This window comes from Bradyrhizobium sp. 139 (genome assembly GCF_023074175.1).
Classification (GTDB): Bacteria; Pseudomonadota; Alphaproteobacteria; order Rhizobiales; family Xanthobacteraceae; genus Bradyrhizobium.
This window is the reverse complement of record NZ_JADPKS010000106.1, coordinates 17,571-37,018: the sequence shown is the minus strand read 5'-3', so window position 1 is coordinate 37,018 and position 19,448 is coordinate 17,571. Positions and strand designations below refer to the sequence as shown.

The window sequence follows — 19,448 nt, the reverse complement described above, 5'->3', positions numbered from 1 at the left end:
AGGCAAATCACTCATTGGCCCGAGTCTGCCATGCTTCGCGCCCCGATGCAGCGAAGACTTTATGTCCTACGCAAGTGCTTTCGGCTGCGGGATTCGAGGTGCATGCATGCGTGTCCAATCCATGCCGGCCAGAAGCGCCGACAACTGCGCGGCGTTCATTCGCATGACGCCGTCAACGACCGGCGGCCACTTGAAGGCGCTGCCCTCAAGCCGCTTCCAATACAGCACGAGGCCACTACCATCCCAGACAACGATCTTCACCCGATCAGCGCGCTTCGCACGGAAGACCACCGCCACGCCCTTCATCGGATCGTGGCCCAGCGTCTCCTTCGCCAACAGCGCCAGGCCATCCGCGCCCTTCCTGAAGTCTACAGGTCGGGTCGCAACGTAAATCATGAGGCCAGCGGGAGCCGTCAGCATGATCGTGTCCGTCGAAGCGCCAAGAACACATCACTCAACACAGCAAGGCCAGGCGTCCCTCGCACCTCAACTCGTGCCCCCTGGAGCTCAACCGTCACAACAGCTGCTTCCGGCGACCCGGTGGGCTCTGCGGCTGCCGGTAGCGCCGATTCCGATACCACCGGCACGAACGACAGCGTGTCCGCCGAAGCCGGCAGTACCAACTGGCCCAAACGCGCCCGGCGCCGCCAGTCGTGCACCTGCTGGGGCCGGCACCCATGGCGACGCGCGACATCTGTGACAATCGCGCCTGGCTCGAGGCTTTCCGCGACAATCTGGGCCTTCAAATCATCCGGCCACTGCTTTCGGCCTACTCCAGCATACACTTCGACACGCGGAGACAGCGGTCGTCTTATGTCGTCCGAATGGTCGTCCATTGTGAGCACCCTTGCAGAAGATGACTCTTCTAGCGGCGCTCACAAGACTGCGCACAAACAATCTGAAGGGCCTCAGCACCACGCTTGCCGTTGAACACGACCTGCTTGGCTCCGCAGCCCACCGTGATCTGATCGATGCCGTAGTTGAGTCCATGGTCTCGGCTGAAGCTATTGCGGATCGCTTCGCGAAGCGCTTTGATTCCGGCGACCGCCGTGTACTTCGTCCGCCCGTCGCGGATAGCCCGGATGCCGGCTTCGCACACGGCTGAGGGTGTGTTGAAATCCGGTTCACCCTGACTGAGCGTGATGACATCGGTGCCCTGCTCGCGCAGCTCCGCCGCACGAGCGGTCATGGCTTTCGTTTCGGAGGGGCGGACGACCTTCAGGCGTTCTGCAAGGAGGGACAAGACAATACCTACGACATAGAGAAGTATCTCATAACCTCTACTCGCCCTCAGCCTGCCCAACCAATCAGGCTATCGGTTTTTTGAATAGATGAATCGATAGCCTCGATATTTCATTGCAGCGGAGCATCGGCCGGTGTTTCCTTCAGCAGCGCAAGAACTGTCTCATGCGCCTCGATCCGGCTACACCGGCGGTCACCCGGTGGGCCTTGGGACGGTCATCGTTGGCTTTCGGCTCGCCAGCGGCTCACCCTGGCCATGCTCGCTCCAACCACTAGCCGGCCTGGCTCTCAATCATAACCCCAATCCCAGCTTGCGGGTGAACGTCCAGTCGACGCGCCCACCGGGCATGACGATGCCGGAAATTTGCCGGCCGATCTGCGGCTCGAGGGCGTCTTGCCATGGCACGAGACTGAAACCGAGACCGTCATCAAGCATCGCGAACCGGCCGCTGCTGAGCTGAGTGACGCCGACGAGCCGCCCGCTGACGCTGTCGTCGACGCCAGCCGGCCGCCATTGTAATCCGCGTTCGGCCGCAAGCGTCTTGCCCGCGCGTTCGATGTCAGCGGCCTCAAGCCTTTGGATCAGGTCCTTTGGCGCTCGAATGTTGCCGTCACCGAGGTCTGTCACATGGCCCCCGTCGATAAGCGCTTGCTTGCGCTTGGCCAGCGCCGCCCTGACCTCTTGGCCAAACCCTTCGTCCCCGAGCACGATGCGCTGGCGGGAGACCAGCTCGCGATCGAGCCACGTCGCGCCGTCGTGGCCGATCTGCTGATCAAGCCCAGTCGGAGACAGGATGCTGATGCGGATGTTGGCCCGGTCACGAGCGAGATCGTAGGCTTGGCCGCGCTTGGGAAGATCAGCTGGGACGCGCCAGTGATCGGCGTCGATCCGCTCGACGTGGCCGGCCCGGCGCAGCGCCTCCAGGCGGCGAACGTGGGAGCGGACGAAGGCGTGCGGATCGCCGCCGATACTGTCGATCGCAGCGCGTGCCCGCTCCAGGTGTTCGGTTGGGCGATAGATGCCGCCCTCGCCTGCGACGTCGATGATGTTGCGGTCGGCCGCACGCAGCCCGGGAGGGGCAGAGCCGGCCGCGACGATCATGCCTCGGCCAATATCCTCGGCGCGGGCGGCATCCATCTCGATGTGATGCACGTGCCCGTCCACAGCATCGACCACCAGGCGGACCCTGTCGCTCATCTCGTCGCTCCCGAGGCCCTTGTCGAGCACGCGGCCGACGATGCGCTCGGTTGCCTCACCGCGATGCACAACGTAGCGCGAGGGATGGCGGTCCTCCGCCAAACTTTCGCGCTCCAGCGCCCGGTGCATGGACTTGATGATGTCACCGCGTTCGCCAAGCTCTCGCAGCACTGATTCCGCCTTCGAAGAAACAACCCAGTGCCCGCTCTCGACCTCACTTGCGAGCCCCATCCGCTCCAGCTTGCGCGCCCGCTCGATCAGGAGCGCACGATTCCGACGGAGTGCGTCCGGCATGTCCCGACCGGGACGCAAATCGGAGAACTCCCTGCCCTGCTGTTCGGCAATGAGCATCCGGTCAAGCTGGGTGAAGCGGTCGACCTCGACCTCCCGTTCGAGCTGCTTTGCAACCTCGAGCTCGCTCTGACGGCCGAGTTCCCGCGTCGATCTCACTCGCCCGCTCACGGATGCCATGAGCGATGTAGTCGCCGGCGATATTGAGGGTCTTGCCGTCCTCAGTGATGCCCCGCACGACGATATGGGTGTGGGGGTGGCCAGTGTTGTGATGGTCGACCCCGATCCAGTCGAGCCTGGTCCCGAGGTCGGCCTCCATCTGCTTCATCAGATTGCGGGTGGTCTCGCGCGGATCGGCAAGCTCCTTGCCGTCCTCGGAAGAGACGATGAAGCGAAACTGATGGCGGTCCTCGCGTCCACGCTCGAGGAAAGCGCGGCTATCTTCGGCCTCGCGATCCGCCGAATAGACCTGTCCCTTCTCGCCGTCCTTGGTCACGCCATCGCGTTCCAGGTACCGCAGGTGGGCATCGACCGCCTTGGCGCTGGCGAACCCCCGTCCCCTGATCCCGCCGCGCTGCGGGTTGAGCTTCACGATGCGAGCCTCTGACCGCCACGCGTCGGGCCCGCGTGCGCGTCCCGCTTCCGTCCCGGGTCCACGCACTGCGTTCCTTCAGCATCGGCGCGACCGCAGCGCCCCGGCCGCGCGCATTGAAACGACCGCTTCCCCTGCCGGCCATCCCCACGCGGTCGGGGTTGCCACCGGCCCGGCGGATGGCCTGTTTGACGTGGCCCAGGAAACCGGCCGGGCGTGGACGCTTCGCGCCAAATGGACGCGGGCGCCTCTGTCCACGACCACGATCCCGAACCTTCCCCGGACGGATGCGAAAGTCATCTTCACTGCTCGGCATGAGATGACGATCGGAGGTGGAAAGACGCCAGACAAGAGCCGAACGTTGTCGTCGCACGAGAGCGAAAGATTTCTGGCGTAAGCGCAAGCACTGCGGTCGCTCTCTCGGCGCACATTGCCAGCGGTTCGCGCTTCTAGCCATTGAAAACAAATCAGAAAGCGCCAGCGGGCGCTGCTGGGCACACCTTGCCCGACATTCAGCGCGCTCGGCCAAAAACAATGTGCAGACAAACTCTTAGGAACGAAGTTCCGGCAGCGAGGTCACTCGCTTTATCTTGCCGTCCCCGGTCCGTCTCTTTCGCCCGTGTCCTCATCACTCTCCAAAGTGCGAGAACTTGCGATGGCATGCGAGGAGATGCGATTATCGTCATCTGGACGTCACCTCTTCCGATCGCGGCACGAACAGACCATTCGCCTGGGGCACAAGTTCGGTCGCGTGGCGGTTTCGCGTGTCTTTCGATGCAGGCATTTCATGCCGAGCGGATACTGAGCTGCGTTCAGTCGATGAGCGATCCAATCGCGGAACGAACACCGCAGCCTGCATCCAATGTGTGCTGTGACTGGTCAGCGAAGTACCGCGCCAGCGATGTACTCCGGTTAATGGCTCGAGTTTGTTAACGTAAGCCAGTGTTTGTTCAGGCAGCGCGCGGCCGGTCGTCAGATGCTCTTCATAGCGCCTGGGGCCTGCATTGTAGGCCGCTAGAAATCCCTCCGACCCGAACCGTAGCCGGCGCCGGCGACAATGTTGTCGTGCGGGTCAAAGGGGTCGAGACCGAGCTTGTAGCGGACGCTCAGTTCGACCCACGTCCCTGGCATGATTTGCATCAAGCCCAGTGCACCTCGATGTGACACGGCGTGCGCTTTGCCACCGCTTTCGACCTGGATCACGGCACAAACCCATTGCTCGGGAACCGCAAACCGGCGGGAAGCCTCGTCAATGAAGGCTGCATATGGGATGGGTTTCCGCAAGCACGATGAGGGCGGAGCGAGCGCTTGCGTTACAGTCTCGGCTCGACAGCACGATGGGATCTCGAGAGCTAACAAACCTGCTAGGAATGCTGCGATTATGCGCGGGGTTGGAAGGCATGCCCTCATGGCCACGAACGCAACCTGTGAACAGTCAGCGCACCGCTTTTGCAGCTGATTTTGATGGTCGCGCCCACGTCTCTTCACGAGCTTGGCCGGGAAGGAGCAAAGGGGCTGTGGTTTGCCGAAGGATGGAGCTGCAACTCGGTGAAGCGAGGGAACCACGATCATTCTTCCTTCGTCCACACAGGCAACGCCCGCCCGATCACGGCGGACGCCGCGATCGGCCCGAAATAGCGCCCATCGAACGAGTCGGGGGATTGCCAGTTCATGAGAAAGATTTCGTCGGCTGCTATAACGCGGCATCCATGCCAGACGGGCAATGGCCGCCCGTGGCCATCGCGCTCTCGGGCCTCTCCCATCTCGATGCCGTCGACAAGGATGGTGAGCTCTCTTCTACAGACGGTCTGTCCCGGAAGCGCCAAGACCCGCTTGAGCATGGGAATGCCGAACGGCAGATACCCGTTCAGATCCAGGAAGGTCGCAAGCGGTTCGGGCGGGCGAACGGCCACAAGCTCGGTGACACTGAGGCGCTGTACCGGCTGCAAGCGATAAAGACCGGTCGGCACGCTCTGCGAAGCGTTCCAAATATACAACGGCGCGGTGCCCTGGTCGGCGGAGAGCGCGAGGGTCGTGGCCCCACACATCGCAAGAGCTGCTATCAGCCGGCCCATCAGAATGTCACCCTTCGGCGCCGGAGCCAAGCCTGGTGGCGCGCACGGGTATAGGGTCGCGGCGTCTCATTAACGGAAAGGCGATTGTGCATGTGGTGCCAGTAGTCGGGCGCGGCGTCGGCAGGATTGATGCCAAGTGCTTCCACCGCGTCGATCAGCTGGAGGACACGTTCGACCTTCGGCCAACCGGATAATCTCAGCAGGCTCTCCCCGCCGGGATTGATCCACGGGACAGTCGAGTAACGTTGCCCCGGTGCGGGCGCGCGCAGAATATCGACGCGTGACAGGACGGTTCCAAAGTCATTGGAGGTCCAGCGCACGAACGCAAAAATGCTGCCGGGCGCAAATGATTGAACACGCCGGTGATTGTTAATGATCTTTTCCGATGCAGGCCGGCCGAATCGAATGCGGTTCTCGATGCGCTTCTCGAGCCACAGGAGCTCAACGGTCATGAGATCATTCATGTTGAAGCTCCATATTGCAGGATGGCACGCGCCGTGTGGATGTGACGATCTGGACGGTGGACGAGTATGCGCAGGCAGACCTCGCTCGAGGCGAAGCACGAATGCTTGGCGCTTACTGTCGCGTCAGAAAGCCACGCGTGCCCGAAGGCAAGGCAACGCTCCCGCCCGAACCAGGACTGCGAAGGAGCCTCTCCACGACCGAGAAGCAGGTCAGTTGTTTTCGAGCGGTTCAGCATGCGGGAGAATCGATGGACAACCACGGACAGTGCAGCGATGTTGAGCCGCGGTCCGTTAGAAAGAATCCGAAGGATTCCTGGTTAGGGAAGTTAGAGGAAGCGGAAGTTCCTCTGCGGCCCATGGTTTTCCGCAATGCTGGTCCTTGATGGCACGCATACTCAGTCCCCGATGGCACGGGGGCGCTGGTCCTTGATAGCACGGCAGGATTCACAGGTTTTCCCCCGAACCAGAGATGAGCCCGCGCTTCCGCAGCCGCTGGCCAAGCGGGTCCACCGAAATGGGAGCAAAGTTCAATCGTTGCGCGCCATTTGGGTCTTGCGAGATGACCAGTTGATAGCCGGGCAATCTCTTGTGTCGGACGATTTGGCGCAGGTCGTATGCGAAGTGCTTGAGCGGCGATAAGCAGCCCGACTTCGCGTGGAGGTGCACGAGATCGAAGCTCCAGCCGCCCTTTTGGCGCCCGCCGTGCTTGCGCACAAGGCGATAAAGCCAGCGCTCCAGTCCGCCAGTGAGATCGAAATATGCGCGGTCGATAGTCAACACGAGTGCTTCGTTCAAAACACCGGTGTAGAACCAGTCTGGCAAGATCAGCTCGATCCCACGGGTCCGGCCGTGCATATCGGCTGTCTCTTTCCATTCATTGATCCACGAGAACCGATGCTGCCGGCGCTCCGTTGGCTGGCGAAGGGACGTCATCACGGTGGTCGATTGCAATCGGTCGAGCGCAGCCTTGAGGCGGTCGTAGTCGCGCACGCTCGTGCCGCGTCCCACGAAAGTCAGGATCTCGTAAGGGGTGGCGGCCATCAGCCGCGACGTCTTCAAACCGGCGTCACGAGCCTCGACAATTTGCGAAGCGGCCCAGATCAGAACGTCCGCATCCCAGATGGTCGCCATGCCATGTTCCGGCACTGCTTCGACACGGATCTTGATTGTCCCCGCGCCGAAATCGATGGGAACAATCCGCTTCGACTTCGCCAGCGAAAAGAACGGATAAGCCATCAGATCTTGCGCATCGCGCGGCGCAAGATCGCCGGGAAGAGCGCGAAACAGATCGAGCTGATCGCGTTCTGAACGACGCCGCCCGCGCGCAAAGGGGTTGCTGTCCGGCATGGTCAGCGCCGCTCCTTGCCGGCGTAAGGAAAGGGCGTGTGCCGCTTGGCGGGCAAGACCGTGCCGGCACCGGGATCGCTGGTCGACGTCTTGGCGCCGCGGTCCACCCATGCTTTCAGGTCTTCGAGCGCGTAGACGACGCGGCCGCCCAGCTTACGGTAGATCGGACCTGTGCCATAGGTGCGGTGCTTCTCCAGCGTCCGGCCGGACAGGCCGAGAAAGCGAGCGGCCTCCGGTGTGCGGAGGTACCGCTGCGGGGTGCCGGTGTTCGCGTCGGGCATTTGAAGGGCTCCGTGTCGTCCGGAGCGCGAACGAGTTTGATCGCGCGTCGACGGACACCATGGCGGAGCAGAAACGCTTAGGGGGATGCCGAAGATGAGGACGCGATTTTCGGCACCCCGTCTATTCGTCGCGAGGTGGCGGGCGGAGCAATGCGCGATAGCCGCCACGCATCAGCGCGAGTCCGGCCTGAACAAGCCGGATGGTCTGGCTGCGCAGCTCGTGAGTCTTCCAGGAGCGCTCAGGAATCCGTTTTCGGCCAAACAGCACCTCGGCGATGACGCGGTAGGAGGCGCCCTCCATGTGCCCGTCCAAAGCTCTCAGCGCCAAGCTCAGACGTTCGCGCCGTTGTGCGGAAAGCCGATGAAAGGGAGGTCCTGGCGAATGGCCGTTGACCGCCCGCCACAACCGATGTGAGGCATTGGCGCGGACTTCGAAATCGGCGTCGAGCGCCAGTTCGGCCGCGTAAGTCACGCCGAGCTGCGGCGCCTCTTTCAGCCACAGGTGATGTTGCGCTCCCTGAATGCGCAACACGGTATGCCAGCCGTCCGACGCTTGTCTGATGCTACCCGGCGCGAGATCTGCAAGCGGTAGCGTCGTGCTTAGCTGTTGTGACCTAAATAAGGTCCGAACAATCGGCACCACTGTCGGCAAGGCCTCGGGCGCCCAGAAGATGGTCTGTTCCTGGAAGGACGCGCGCGGGTCATGAGCGAAAGCAGACGCCCCATCTCCTTCGAAATTCGGAAGTCGCCTGCCCACCTTCTGATCGCGCCTGTTGATAGGCGCTTCGATAGTCGGGGCTCCGCCGCAGCGATTCCCAAGCGAAATCCTCGATCTGTCCCGACTTGATCGCGGGTTGATAGGCTTCCGGCGAGCGCCAGTCGAACTCAGACATTACTCGGATTCTCTACCGCAGATTGATTGCGGTGGAATGTCTATGGAGCCTCAGGTTGCCGTGGAAGCCATCAATTACGCATTGCGTGATGCGCAAAAGCGATCTCTCTGAGCCGAGAGAACTGCGTTCTCGATTGAGGATTTCGGATGGCGAATTCTGCTATCTAGCAGCGCCGCCGCGTAGCAAATGACGGTAGCCGTGGTCCGCCAACCATCTTGCGCGCGCCAAATGACTATCGAACGCAGTTCGTGATCGCACGGGCTCGCAGTCCGGATCGATATGCAGCACGATCCGAGCAACTTCTTTCCAGTCGGCGCCATCGGCTGCGGCGTCGAGAAGCCGCCAATAGGTCACCAGATGCTCCTCGTCATAGGACGTAAGTGCCGGATCTGTGGGCGCTGAGTCCGCGACATCCGGGTCAAGTGGCGGTGTTTGCATGGATTTCCTGCAAGAAGAATGCGCTGCGATTGTGTATTCCCGCCCCGGCTTCTTGAACGCCGCACTGTAGCCGCATTCTGCCAATCGACGCGACAACCATTGAAGGCGGAGCACCAACGGCGGAAAAGTGCCGCAGTTGATATTTTGTCGAGAATACTCCGTGGCGAAATACTCTACAAGAGCATGGCCTCTCGCGTATGGACATACGCGAGATATTGGCGGTCAATTTGAGGAAGCTTAGACAAGCCCGTGGACTGTCACAGGAAGAGTTGGCGCATCGCGCTGAGATTGACCGAACCTATGTCAGTTCGCTCGAACGAAGTGTTTATGCGGCCGGTATCGATGTTGTCGAGCGCCTTGCGCGCGCTTTAGGCGTTGAGGTCACGGACCTGCTGACACGTCCTACGTCATCATTGAAGAAAAAGAAGAAGAGCCCGCGGTCAGACTGAGAGCTGGATGCGTCGCCGCATCTGGCTTTTGGCGTGACCTGGCGGGATCTGTGACTGCAGCCACGAAAAGGCCCGCCTTTCCGGCGGGCCTCGGCGGAACGGATGTTATTCGCCGTTCTTGCGCTGGCGCCGGAAGCGGTGGCGAGACAGCTTGGCGCGACAATAGGAGTGTGTAACCCTCTCCGCCTTCGTGGTCGGACAGGTTCGCGTAGATCGGCGCGAGCTATCGCCAAATTTTGGTGACGGCAGTACCGGTCAGGCGGCGGCGGTTATGGGCTGACGGTCGGTCGACTTGGCGATGACCTCGATCCCATCGTTGAATGTCACACCAAGAACGAGTTTTGGCAACTGGTTGTGGCCATCGAGACGGCGCCAGCTTTTCTGTGCGCCCTCGACCAGTTTGAAGACCATGGCGAGCGCGGTCCCGTTCGACAGACAACCCTTCGACCGGATGGTGCGGTGGCGCACGGTGGCGAAGGTGCTTTCGATGGGGTTGGTCGTCCGCAAGTGTTTCCAGTGCTCGGCCGGGAAGTCTTAGAAGGCGAGCAGCGTGTCTCGATCCTTGCTCAGGCAGTCGGCCGCCTTCTGGTATTTCAGCGCGTAGCTCTCGATGAAGGCATCGAACGCCAGCCCGGCCGTGACCTTCGTTTCAGCCATCCAGATCTCCTGCAACGGGCGCTTGGCTTTCGGCTGCTGGCTCTTCGGCAGCTTGGCGAGCACGTTTGCAGTCTTGTGCACCCAGCAGCGCTGCTCGCGCGTTTTCGGCCAGACCTCGCCGGCGGCTTTCCAGAACCCGAGTGCGCCATCGGCGATGACGAGCCGCGGAGGCGCGTCGAGCCCACGGCGCTTCAGATCAAGCAGCAGACCGCGCCAGTCATGCGCGCTTTCGCGGGCGCCATCGGCGAAGCCGACCAGTTCCTTGCGGCCTTCCGGCGTCGCTCCGATCAGCACCAGGATGCACTGCTTTTCGTCCTCGAGCCGCGCCTCCAGATGGATGCCATCGGCCCAGATGTAGACGTAGCGCTTGCCGGTGACACCGTCTACGGTGTTGGCGATATCGAACAGCAGCTACGGCGGGCAGGCAAAGGCTATGTGCTCGGGGTCAGCAGCTCTCATGTCTTCCGATCCTGGGGCAAGCGACCGCCGGTCGCCGGCAAGGCCGAAGACATCGCCCGGACGCGGCGCCCGTCCGACTGGAAGCGCTTGTCGGCGGGAGCCGGAACCAAAGGACCGCGGCTGGATGACTGGTGTTATCTCGAACTGGCCGATCTCGAGGTCGAGCAGTTCAACAGCGCAAATGATGGTTTATGGACGCGCGGTCTGCTGATCCGTCGCCATATCGCCGATGGCGATCTCGCCTTCTTCACCACCTGGTGCCCAGCGGGAACATCAATTGAAACGCTGGTCGCGGTCGAAGGCCATCGATGGGCGATCGAGGACAGCTTTGAAACCGCGAAAAACGAGTTCGGGCTCGATCACAACGAGAGCAGGTCCTGGCATGGCTGGCATCGCCACGTGTCCCTGGTGATGCTCGCCTTCGCCATGATGGCGGCGATCCGCCATCGCGCCAATCCGCCACCGCCCAAAAAAACCAAACCTCGCCCCCCGGCAAAAGCCAAAGCACACCCACGCCGCCGCTGATCCGTTGGTCAATCCAGGAAATCCGCCGCATCGCCATCAGGCTTGCTCGAAAGCGGATCCAACCCGCGCATGTCATTGCATGGTCATTCTGGCGCAGAGCTCACCAGGCTGCCGCTCAGCGCGCGCATCTCAAAGCAAAACGGCAACTGTAATGCTAAGCTTCATCCAAATTTGTCGGATGATCCGTACATCAGCATTTGTTTTCAGGTTCTTGTTTTGAAGTCCAGCGCGGGGTCCGGCAGGTGCCGCTAAGATGTGCGGTGTTCGTCCTATCGCGTTTGGTTAGAGAAATTGAGTTTTCAGGTCTCGATACTTAAAATTCTCGCCGGTCAACCAGAAGGCAGTGCGAGTCTCGCCGTCCTGAAGGACTACCTGGCGGTGTTCTACACCAGCGGTGCGGAGTGGACGGCTCGCATGAAGCGATTGGCGGAGCGGGCGCCGGATCTCAATATTTTCGGACAAGGGCTGGTTGCGCGAGAACCCGGACAGTGGATCATAACGGAAAAAGGTCGGGCCTTTCTTGCATTGCTGGAACAGACGGGCCTACCGACCTCTCTGGAGCGAGCGCTCGAAGGCACGGGTGAGAAACCTCTCGCAAGTGAGCTTCCCGCGCTTGCCCCGGACGGACAAGGCCACAGCGCCCGTCGTAGGCATCGCCGACGTAAGCGCCTGAGGACGCGCGATGGCCGGTCCGCCTAGCCATTCTGCAAAGCTCACCACCGACGACGATGTGGCTACATATCGTGCCGCGGCAACGTCGCAAATGGCCTACGCGCAAGACCTTGATGCCTCTGCAAACCATGGATAGGCTTCGTTTGAAATGGAGAAATTGTAGTGGCAACCGGTATCGTGAAGTGGTTCAGCGCGACAAAGGGCTATGGCTTTATCAAGCCGGATGATGGCGACGCCGACGTATTCGTGCACATTAGGGCAGTCGAGAAAGCGGGCTACACCGCTCTTGCTGAGGGGGCCAGGACCAGCTTCGAGCGCAAGACGGGCAGCTCGGGTAAAGCGTCGGCAGAAAATCTCCGTATAGGATGACTTCTCTCGCCGAGACGGACATCGCTCCGTAAGGACCACGTCACTGCGAGACGATGCGTACAAATCCTAGCGCGCGTTGGAAAACAGCGGGTTGAATATCGGCGTCGGTTGGGCACGGTGGATCGGGTGATACTCGCTGTCTGTGATTCGCGACATCAGCGTGACTACGTCTGCGGAATAACTGCGCACAAGACGCGCGATCTACGGAAATCCTGCGGATATTCTCAAGTTTTTGACCGGATTTAATTACGGCGATTAGGTGAAGTTGCGTGGTACTCTCGAAGCTAGACCGGGGCTCATCCTCTTAAATAAGATCGAACCAAACGAACTCGTCTGAGTGTGGCGATTGATTTCAGATCGGGCGCGTGGGACGTCGAAGCGATCAGCGAAGATCGGTCCCCTTTGTGGGGCCCAGCCAGCAGCCAATCGTTTTGAGGATGGAGCTCCTGAGATCAGATGCCACCCAAAAAGCCTGGATTAGCAACACGCCTCCGGAAAGAGCTGCGCGTGAGTCAGGATCTACTCAGGCGCTTCACATGGGAGATCAGATCGATCGACATATGTCTTGACGATCCTCGGTCCTACCAGGCGAATGCGCTCGGCATCACCGGTCCGCAAATGATGATCTTGATGGCGCTGACGGAACTGGAAGAAGATGATGGTGTTCCCGTCAACGCTGTCGCGAAGCTGATGAGAGTTGAGTCGGGTTTCATCACCAAGCATTCCAAGGAGCTCGAGAGCAAGCGGTTCGTGCGCCGGAAGTCTGACGCGAATGATGCCCGGTACGTCCTTTTGTCGCTCACGGACATCGCTCGCAAGAGCCTCGCGAGCATTGCAAGGCAGCAGGAAGAGCTCGAGCAGTTCGTCTTTGATTATCTCAGCATTCAGGAGTTCGCCAAACTGGCGGGCTGCCTTAGTGGACTCAGGTCTCGGTTGGAGAAAGCTCGGCTGCACGCTGCGCTGAACTCTGAGACAGATTGAGACAATACTGAAAAGAACGCGACCTCCTGTCGCCCGCGAGAGACCATCTGAGCCGGAAAGATCCACCGTGAGTCGCTCCGCCCCCCGGACGGGCTGACCTCTCAAGCCCGTGCGAGCAGGCGCGGGAATGCTCTCGCGACAATCAGCTACGGATCTGAACACCGCAAGCGCCGGCAGGCGGCTAGAGGTCCCGACGTAGAACTACTCACCGCCCTCGTAGAACAGCTCGAGCGGCAGCCCGACCAGCGCCTAGCCGATCCAGTCCCGAGCAATCACATTCGAGGGTCCCCATGGCTATGGCTGCCCGTGCGTCGCGGAAGGAGCGCTCGATTGGTCCTCGGTGATAGCCGTAACCTCCCGTGACCGTGAGTGCCGCTGCCGCGACCTTGTTCGCAACCTCGGCGGCATGGACCTTGAACTCAGTCAGAGGAATGAGGATTTCGCTCTGCGACTTACCGGCTCGCCAGAGTTCATCCAGCCTTGCCGCGAGCTCCAGGCGCCACGGCCTCAAGGTCTCGACCAACACCTTGGCCGCGCCGAGCTCCTGCCGGATCGCCTGATAGTCCGACAGGCTCTTGTTTCGATCCTTGTGCACGAAATTCGTGACGTGCTTGACGGCTGCGTTCAACGCGCCGCGGGCGACGCCCTCCCAGACGGCGCCGAGGCCGATCAGATAGACCGGGGATACGCCATCGTAAATGATCTCCTTGCCCTGCCCCTCGATGCCGAGCCGGTCACGCTGCGGCACCCGCACATTGTTGTACCGGATGGGACCTGAGTGATTGCCGCGGACACCGAGCGCATCCCAAGGCTTGGATTCGATGCTCCTCAGATTTGCCATCCACGATGAAGAAGACGATGTCGTTCTGGTCCTTCGCACCCGGGCTGCGCGTCTGAACGACGTAGAAATCAGCCTGGCCCGAGCTCGTTGTGAACGACTTTTCCGCGTTGAGAAGATAGTCGTGCCCGTCGCGCGACGCCTCGGAGAGATTGTACCACCAGTGTCCCCCAGTGGCACGTTCGCTTGTCGAGTATGTCCCGAGCAGGGCGCCGTTGTTCGCCTGGAGCCAGCGCTCCTTCTGGTCGTCATTGCCAAAAAGGCTGATCGTCTGGGCCGCGCCGACATGCATAACATAGACGAGGCCTGTCGACGCATCAGCCTGTCCGATGCGGTAGGCGGCTTCGGCAAAATCAACATGGCCAAGACCGAGGCCACCAAAGCTTTCGTTCAACACGCCCAGCCGGCGTCTGCCAATGCCCTCAGATTCTCTCTTGGAAAACGGCTTTCAAGATCATTGCGATCGGCATTGACCTTTACGGTCGCATCAATCGCCGCATCCAGCCGAGAATAGACATCAGAGTCGATCTTACGAGCCAGATTGTCGTTAGCCATTGGTCATTCTCCCTTATGTGTCGTCAAACTCTGACAACGGCATGGATGAGCGGTTTCTCGGCGACGTCCGTTTGCGGCGAACCACCGAGGTAAAGCGCCTTGATATCGTCGCGACTGCGCAATTCGATTGATGCACCGGACAGCACGCTGCGGCCGCTCTCAAGCACGACAGCATGGTCGGCAAAGCGCAGCGCAACCGTCGAGTTCTGTTCCGCGACCAGGATCGAGAGCCCCTGCTCGCTGTTGAGCTGCTTCAGCGCTCGGAAAATGCCTTCGACGACGAGCGGCGCAAGCCCCATGGAGGGTTCGTCCAGCACCAACAGGCGTGGACGGGACATCAGCGCACGACCGATCGCGGTCATCTGCTGCTCGCCGCCTGAGGTGAGGCCCGAAATCGAGCTGCGATGATGCTTCAGTCGTGGGAAAAGCTCGTAGATCTCGTCAAGGTCTGCGCGGATGATGCGAGACTTTGCATCGCGGCCAATGGCGCCGGTGATAAGGTTCTCCTCGACGGTCAGCGAGGGGAAGCAATGCCGGCCCTCAAGCACCGGAACGATCCCGGCCCGGACCAGCTTCGCGGGCGATGCGGACACGATGTCGCGGCCGTCGAAGATGATGCGCCCGGCTGCCACTTGGCCGCGCCGAGCCGGCAGCAGCGCCGAGATCGCCTGGAGCGTCGTCGACTTGCCGGCCCCGTTGGCGCGCCGAGCACGGCGACGATCTCGCCACGCCGAACCACAAACGACACGTCGCTTACCGCGCGAATGGCGTGGTTGTAGGTTGCCGCGAGCCCTTCGATCGAAAGCAGAACGTCACTCATCCCGGTTTCACCCCGTCTGAAAGCTGCGGGAGCCGTGGCTCCCGCTGAGACCCCAGCATTGCCTGGTGCTACTGGCCGACCTGATCATCGCCGGAGGCGCGGATCTTGATGTTGTGCTCCTTTGCATAGGCGGCCGACGACTTCTCGATGATGGGCCGCAAGGACGCCCAATCCGGCGCGATCCAGTCCGAGACGACCTTCCACTTGCTGCCGTCCCACTGCTGGAAGGTGACGCGGCCGTCCCCTTCATGATTGTCCCAGGTGACGTTGATCGAATGGAACAGGCCCTTCGCACCCAGCGCCTCGACCCGTGCCGGGTCGAGCTGGAGGTGTTCAAAACCCCAGCGGACCTCGTCGCCCGTCAAGGTGCGCTTGCCGAACTTTGCCTGCGCAATCCGGACAGCTTCGACATTGAGAATGCCGTTTACGATTCCGAGGTTGTGATAGACGCTGCCGATGCGCTTCTTGTCCTCAAGATTGCCCTTGTTCGCGCCATAGACGGTCTTGATCACCTCCTGGAGCACGGGATATTCGGCGCCGGAGGCCTGGGTCGTAATTGCGATGTAGCCCTTGGCGGCGTCACCAGCGGGAATGACATCCTCTTCGGAGTTGGACCAGACGTTGCCGATGATGTGATCGGCAGGGAAGCCAACCTTCTGCGCGGTCTTCAAGGCCACCGGATTCATCACGCCCCAGCCGCGCAACACGACGTAATCCGGCTTCGCCCGGCGGATCGAGAGCCACTGCGATTGCTGCTCATTGCCCGGGTGTGGGACTTCGATCTGCTCCAGCTCAAAGCCGTATTTGTCTGCTAAGAGCTTGTAGATCGGGATCGTCTCCTTGCCATAGGGCGAGCCATGATAGAGCACGACGATCTTCTTGCCCTTCAGCTTGTCCGCGCCGCCTTCCCTGGAGGTAATGTAGTTCACGATGCCGGACGTCTCGCTGTAGGGATTGAGCAGCAGCGGAAAGACGTAAGGGAATACGCGACCATCGGTCGAATCGGTGCGGCCATGGTTGATGGTGATCAGCGGCACCTTGTCCTTGGTGATCCGGTCAATCATGGCATAGGCAATGCCGACCGACAGCGGATTCCAGGCCGCGATTCCGGGACGGCTCTTCAGCCGCTCATAAACCTCGACGCCGCGCTCAACCTCGTACTGGGTCTCACCTTCATCCCAGGTGAGCTTGACGCCGTTGACGCCGCCATCGCGGATGTTGATCAGATTGAGATAGTCGATGAAGCCCCCGAAAAATCCGGTTCCTCCGGCGGCATAGGGACCTACACGGTAGCTTTGCAGCGGAAAGAACTGTTCGTCGGCGTGTGCCGCCAATGTACTGGCAAGGCCTACGGCGAGTGCCGCAGCCATCGTGACCTTCAGACGTCTCATCACGTTCATTGCAAGCTCCTTTGGGCTAAGCAAAATCTCAGGTCGGATACACCGGGCGCCTGACGGGCCGCATGGCGTCCCAGGCGCGGTCCCACAGCGCGATCAGCCCGCGCGGCTCTGCGATCAGAAAAGCGATGATGAGGCCACCGATCACGATGCGCTGGCTCATCTCCAGAACCCCCGAATCGAACACGCTGCCGAGCAGCGCCGCGCCGATCCGGGACAACAGGAGCGGGAAGACAACGATGAAGGCAGCGCCGATGAAGGAGCCGCGTAGCGAGGCAAGGCCGCCAATGACGATGATGAACAGGATCTGGAACGAGCGATCCAGATTGAAGCCGGCCGGCTCGACCGTACGCAAGTAAGCAATTGCCCAGAGCACGCCGGCAATGCCAATAAGGAAGGACGAGATTGCGAAGGCGAGCAGTTTGGTCCGCAAGTGCGGCACACCAATCACCTTGGCCGTGATCTCGTGATCGCGGACCGCGATGAAGTTGCGGCCAGATTGGGAACGCAGCAGCCGCAGCGTCAGCAGGGTCAAAACGACCACGATCGTCAGCGAGAAGACGTAACGTTCGGCGGGGCTCGTGAACGAGATGCTGCCAATACTGAGAATCGGCGCGTCGATCACTCCTGATGGATTGTCGTTGGAGAACCAGCTGAACTTGGTCAGCGCCCACTGCACGAAGAACTGCGCGGCGAGTGTCGATACTGCGAGGTAGAATCCGCGTAGGCGAAGGCTCGGCAGCCCGAATACGATGCCGATGGCCGCCGCGACGCCTCCGGCCAGCACCAGATCGACGAGCAGCGGCAATGCCGGGATACGAAGGTGAAGATTGTAGGCGGCGTAGGCACCGACAGCGAGAAAGGCGGCCGAGCCGAGCGAGACCTGCCCGGCGTAGCCGGTCAGGACGTTGAGCCCGACGGCGGCTAGCGACAGCGCAAGAAACGGCGTGAGCACCGCGTCGAGCAGATAGTCTGTCCCCGCGAGCGGCACGATGCCGTAGGCGGCCACAATCACGAGGCCGATCCACAGCGCCTCGCTGGAGAACCAGGCCGATTTGGCGGAAGAGAGAGCCGGCATGGTCTACACCCTCTCCACCAGCTTCTGCCCGAACAGGCCCGACGGCCAGATCAGGAGGAGCGCCAGTGCCGCGACATAGGCGGCCCAGGCTTCGATGCCGCCGCCAAAGAATGGACCAACATAGACCTCTCAAGTTTTTCGATGGCGCCCACCAAAAGACCGCCGACGATCGCCCCTGTGATCGAATCGAACCCACCGAGGACCAAGACCGGGAGCGCCTTCAGGACGACGAGCGACAGCGAGAACTGCACGCCGAGCCGTGCGCCCCATAGGAGTCCCCCGACGAGGGCCACGATCCCCGACGCAGTCCAGACCGCGGCCCAGACCCGCGGCAACCGCAAGCCGACCGCAAGAGCCGCAAACTGATCATCGGCAACGGCGCGGAACGACAGTCCCGTGCCGGTGTAGCGAAAGAAAAGCGCAAACAGTGCGACCAGACTGCCGGCGACCGCCGCCGCAAACAGGTCAAACTGGCTGGTCAGCACGCCCGCCACCTCGAACGGCGTGTCGCTGATGCCAATGTCGAGGCCATGCACCTGCGTGCCCAAAGGAGCTGGGCTGCGCCCTCAATGACGTAGGAGAGCCCGAGGGTCGCCATGAACAGGGTAATCGGCGGCTGGTTGACCAGTGGCCGCAGCACCAACCGCTCGGTGGCGATGCCCAGCGCGACTATGATGACCAGCGTTGCGGCCAGCGCGGCAATGAATGGCGCGCCGCGCTCGATCAGGCTGACGAAGGTCAGGGCCGCGAACAGCAGCATCGCGCCTTGCGCGAAGTTGAGCACGCCTGAGGTCTTGTAGATCAGCACGAACCCGATTGCGACCAGGGAGTACATCACACCCGAGAGCAGGCCGCCGATCAGCACCTCAAGCAAAAACTGGTAATCGAGCATCAGATCAGCTCCTTATCGTCCTCATGTGCGACGCCGAGATAGGCGTCGATCACCGCAGCATCGGCGCGGACCTGATCGGGCGTGCCGTCCGCGATCTTTCGCCCGTAATCGAGTACAGCCACGCGGTCGGACAGCCCCATCACCACCCCGATGTCATGCTCGATCAGAACGATTGCTGCCCCGAAGCTGTCGCGGGCGTTGCGCACATGCTGCGATAGTTCCCGCTTCTCAGTGAGAGTTACGCCCGCGAACGGCTCGTCGAGCAGCAGGAGCTTCGGCCGCGCAACGAGGGCCCGCGCCAACTCGACCCGCTTCTGCAGTCCATAGGGAAGCGTCCCAGTAAGGCGGTCACGAACCTCGGTAAGATGCAGGAAGCCGATCACTTCCTCGGCAGCCGCGCGATTCTCCGCCTCGATCCGTCTCCCTAGTAGCGAGCCGACGATCTGCTGCAGAAATCCCGCACGCACGCGATGCGCCAGTCCCATCGGCACATTGTCGAAGACGGAAAGTCCCTTGAAGAGCGCCAGATTTTGAAACGTCCGCGCAACACCAAGTCCTGCCAGCTTCGACGTCGGCACTTCGCGAAAGGAGTTCTCGCCGAACCGCACCTCGCCGCGATCGAGCCTGTAAATTCCACTGACGATGTTGAGGAGCGAGCTCTTGCCGGCGCCGTTCGGACCGATCACAGCCAGGATCTCGCCCTGCGCGACCTCCAGATCGATCTCGCGTAGCGCTGCGACGCCGCCGAACGCCAGCGAAATACTCGCAAGCCCAAGCGCCGGCCGCACCGGGGTCTTGGCAGACTCGTCCACGCGCCCCTCCAGCGCCTGCTCGGGCCTTCCGCCCGATACATGCGCGTACCGGCGTGGAGGGATCTCCTCCAGCCGAAAGGCGCCCGCCCCTGTCGCAATTGCGGTCACGTAGCTCACCCTCGC

General features: G+C 61.4%; 23 protein-coding genes and 4 pseudogenes. 5 read left to right on the top strand and 22 right to left on the bottom strand.

All coding sequences use genetic code 11. From position 1 onward, the window contains the following. Window positions 1-66: 66 nt before the first annotated feature. From tnpB to IVA80_RS23935, 13 genes are all read right to left on the bottom strand, one after another. Window positions 67-423 (bottom strand): IS66 family insertion sequence element accessory protein TnpB, encoded by a 357-nt coding sequence (gene tnpB, locus IVA80_RS23995; protein ID WP_247436174.1) that lies wholly within the window; start codon window positions 421-423, stop codon window positions 67-69. Then, complete coding sequence (locus tag IVA80_RS23990; RefSeq protein ID WP_247436157.1) at window positions 414-836, bottom strand: transposase; 423 nt, start codon at window positions 834-836, stop codon at window positions 414-416. Before IVA80_RS23990 ends, tnpB begins: the two co-directional genes overlap by 10 nt. A 29-nt stretch (window positions 837-865) precedes the next feature. Beyond that, the gene (locus tag IVA80_RS23985) at window positions 866-1,243 is read right to left on the bottom strand and encodes an aminotransferase class I/II-fold pyridoxal phosphate-dependent enzyme (RefSeq protein ID WP_247436154.1); all 378 of its coding nucleotides are present in this window, start codon (window positions 1,241-1,243) and stop codon (window positions 866-868) included. Window positions 1,244-1,534: 291 nt separating this feature from the next. Continuing rightward, a complete protein-coding gene (locus IVA80_RS23980; protein WP_247436151.1) occupies window positions 1,535-2,791 on the bottom strand; it encodes a DUF3363 domain-containing protein in 1,257 nt (418 codons plus the stop codon). A gap of 4 nt (window positions 2,792-2,795) precedes the next feature. Then, window positions 2,796-3,323: a relaxase/mobilization nuclease domain-containing protein gene (locus IVA80_RS23975; RefSeq protein WP_247436149.1), complete on the bottom strand. Its 528-nt coding sequence runs from the start codon at window positions 3,321-3,323 to the stop codon at window positions 2,796-2,798. 1,014 nt (window positions 3,324-4,337) lie between these two features. Then, window positions 4,338-4,733: a transglycosylase SLT domain-containing protein gene (locus IVA80_RS23970; protein ID WP_247436169.1), complete on the bottom strand. Its 396-nt coding sequence runs from the start codon at window positions 4,731-4,733 to the stop codon at window positions 4,338-4,340. A 158-nt stretch (window positions 4,734-4,891) separates the two neighbouring features. Beyond that, window positions 4,892-5,371 (bottom strand): S26 family signal peptidase, encoded by a 480-nt coding sequence (locus tag IVA80_RS23965; protein ID WP_247436167.1) that lies wholly within the window; start codon window positions 5,369-5,371, stop codon window positions 4,892-4,894. 26 nt (window positions 5,372-5,397) lie between these two features. Beyond that, complete coding sequence (locus IVA80_RS23960; RefSeq protein WP_247436146.1) at window positions 5,398-5,862, bottom strand: DUF2840 domain-containing protein; 465 nt, start codon at window positions 5,860-5,862, stop codon at window positions 5,398-5,400. A 444-nt stretch (window positions 5,863-6,306) separates the two neighbouring features. Then, the gene (locus tag IVA80_RS23955; protein WP_247436143.1) at window positions 6,307-7,209 is read right to left on the bottom strand and encodes a replication initiator protein A; all 903 of its coding nucleotides are present in this window, start codon (window positions 7,207-7,209) and stop codon (window positions 6,307-6,309) included. A 2-nt stretch (window positions 7,210-7,211) separates the two neighbouring features. Continuing rightward, window positions 7,212-7,490 (bottom strand): helix-turn-helix domain-containing protein, encoded by a 279-nt coding sequence (locus IVA80_RS23950; protein ID WP_247436140.1) that lies wholly within the window; start codon window positions 7,488-7,490, stop codon window positions 7,212-7,214. Between the two features lie 121 nt (window positions 7,491-7,611). Then, window positions 7,612-8,022, bottom strand: coding sequence for a DUF2285 domain-containing protein (locus tag IVA80_RS23945; RefSeq protein ID WP_346348015.1), 411 nt, complete (start codon window positions 8,020-8,022; stop codon window positions 7,612-7,614). Between the two features lie 169 nt (window positions 8,023-8,191). Beyond that, window positions 8,192-8,383, bottom strand: a complete 192-nt coding sequence (locus IVA80_RS23940; RefSeq protein ID WP_247436135.1) for a DUF6499 domain-containing protein — start codon at window positions 8,381-8,383, stop codon at window positions 8,192-8,194. 159 nt (window positions 8,384-8,542) lie between these two features. Further along, window positions 8,543-8,821 carry a DUF2285 domain-containing protein gene (locus IVA80_RS23935; protein WP_247436132.1) on the bottom strand — a complete coding sequence of 93 codons (279 nt, stop codon included), beginning with the start codon at window positions 8,819-8,821 and terminating at the stop codon, window positions 8,543-8,545. A gap of 197 nt (window positions 8,822-9,018) precedes the next feature. Between IVA80_RS23935 and IVA80_RS23930 the strand changes: the two genes are divergently transcribed. Continuing rightward, complete coding sequence (locus tag IVA80_RS23930; RefSeq protein WP_247436129.1) at window positions 9,019-9,270, top strand: helix-turn-helix transcriptional regulator; 252 nt, start codon at window positions 9,019-9,021, stop codon at window positions 9,268-9,270. Window positions 9,271-9,525: 255 nt separating this feature from the next. Here the strand turns inward: IVA80_RS23930 and IVA80_RS23925 are convergent. Further along, window positions 9,526-10,305, bottom strand: a pseudogene (locus IVA80_RS23925) (IS256 family transposase); the annotation flags it as partial. On the opposite strand from IVA80_RS23925, the pseudogene IVA80_RS23920 reads away from it, so the two are divergent. From IVA80_RS23920 to IVA80_RS23905, 4 genes and pseudogenes are all read left to right on the top strand, one after another. Continuing rightward, window positions 10,291-10,911, top strand: a pseudogene (locus IVA80_RS23920) (transposase); the annotation flags it as partial. The pseudogenes IVA80_RS23925 and IVA80_RS23920 sit on opposite strands and share 15 nt — an antisense overlap. A 291-nt stretch (window positions 10,912-11,202) precedes the next feature. Beyond that, a complete protein-coding gene (locus tag IVA80_RS23915) occupies window positions 11,203-11,610 on the top strand; it encodes a hypothetical protein (protein ID WP_247436126.1) in 408 nt (135 codons plus the stop codon). Between the two features lie 135 nt (window positions 11,611-11,745). Further along, window positions 11,746-11,952 carry a cold-shock protein gene (locus IVA80_RS23910; RefSeq protein WP_247436123.1) on the top strand — a complete coding sequence of 69 codons (207 nt, stop codon included), beginning with the start codon at window positions 11,746-11,748 and terminating at the stop codon, window positions 11,950-11,952. A gap of 507 nt (window positions 11,953-12,459) precedes the next feature. Further along, complete coding sequence (locus IVA80_RS23905) at window positions 12,460-12,933, top strand: MarR family transcriptional regulator (RefSeq protein WP_247436120.1); 474 nt, start codon at window positions 12,460-12,462, stop codon at window positions 12,931-12,933. A 205-nt stretch (window positions 12,934-13,138) separates the two neighbouring features. Here IVA80_RS23905 and IVA80_RS23900 read toward each other — a convergent pair whose 3' ends face one another. From IVA80_RS23900 to IVA80_RS23865, 8 genes and pseudogenes are all read right to left on the bottom strand, one after another. Continuing rightward, window positions 13,139-13,681 (bottom strand): acyl-CoA dehydrogenase family protein, encoded by a 543-nt coding sequence (locus IVA80_RS23900; protein ID WP_247436116.1) that lies wholly within the window; start codon window positions 13,679-13,681, stop codon window positions 13,139-13,141. Next, complete coding sequence (locus IVA80_RS23895; protein WP_247436113.1) at window positions 13,668-14,165, bottom strand: acyl-CoA dehydrogenase family protein; 498 nt, start codon at window positions 14,163-14,165, stop codon at window positions 13,668-13,670. The genes IVA80_RS23900 and IVA80_RS23895 overlap by 14 nt, the downstream gene beginning before the upstream one ends. Further along, the gene (locus IVA80_RS23890; protein ID WP_247436110.1) at window positions 14,162-14,326 is read right to left on the bottom strand and encodes a hypothetical protein; all 165 of its coding nucleotides are present in this window, start codon (window positions 14,324-14,326) and stop codon (window positions 14,162-14,164) included. Before IVA80_RS23890 ends, IVA80_RS23895 begins: the two co-directional genes overlap by 4 nt. Before the next feature lie 23 nt (window positions 14,327-14,349). Beyond that, a pseudogene (locus IVA80_RS23885) lies at window positions 14,350-15,146 on the bottom strand (ABC transporter ATP-binding protein). Between the two features lie 68 nt (window positions 15,147-15,214). Further along, complete coding sequence (locus IVA80_RS23880) at window positions 15,215-16,546, bottom strand: ABC transporter substrate-binding protein (protein WP_247436107.1); 1,332 nt, start codon at window positions 16,544-16,546, stop codon at window positions 15,215-15,217. A gap of 28 nt (window positions 16,547-16,574) precedes the next feature. Then, the gene (locus IVA80_RS23875) at window positions 16,575-17,621 is read right to left on the bottom strand and encodes a branched-chain amino acid ABC transporter permease (RefSeq protein WP_247436105.1); all 1,047 of its coding nucleotides are present in this window, start codon (window positions 17,619-17,621) and stop codon (window positions 16,575-16,577) included. 3 nt (window positions 17,622-17,624) lie between these two features. Further along, window positions 17,625-18,513: pseudogene (locus IVA80_RS23870) on the bottom strand (branched-chain amino acid ABC transporter permease). Continuing rightward, window positions 18,513-19,325, bottom strand: a complete 813-nt coding sequence (locus IVA80_RS23865) for an ABC transporter ATP-binding protein (protein ID WP_247436102.1) — start codon at window positions 19,323-19,325, stop codon at window positions 18,513-18,515. Before IVA80_RS23865 ends, IVA80_RS23870 begins: the two are co-directional and overlap by 1 nt. Between the last annotated feature and the right edge of the window lie 123 nt (window positions 19,326-19,448).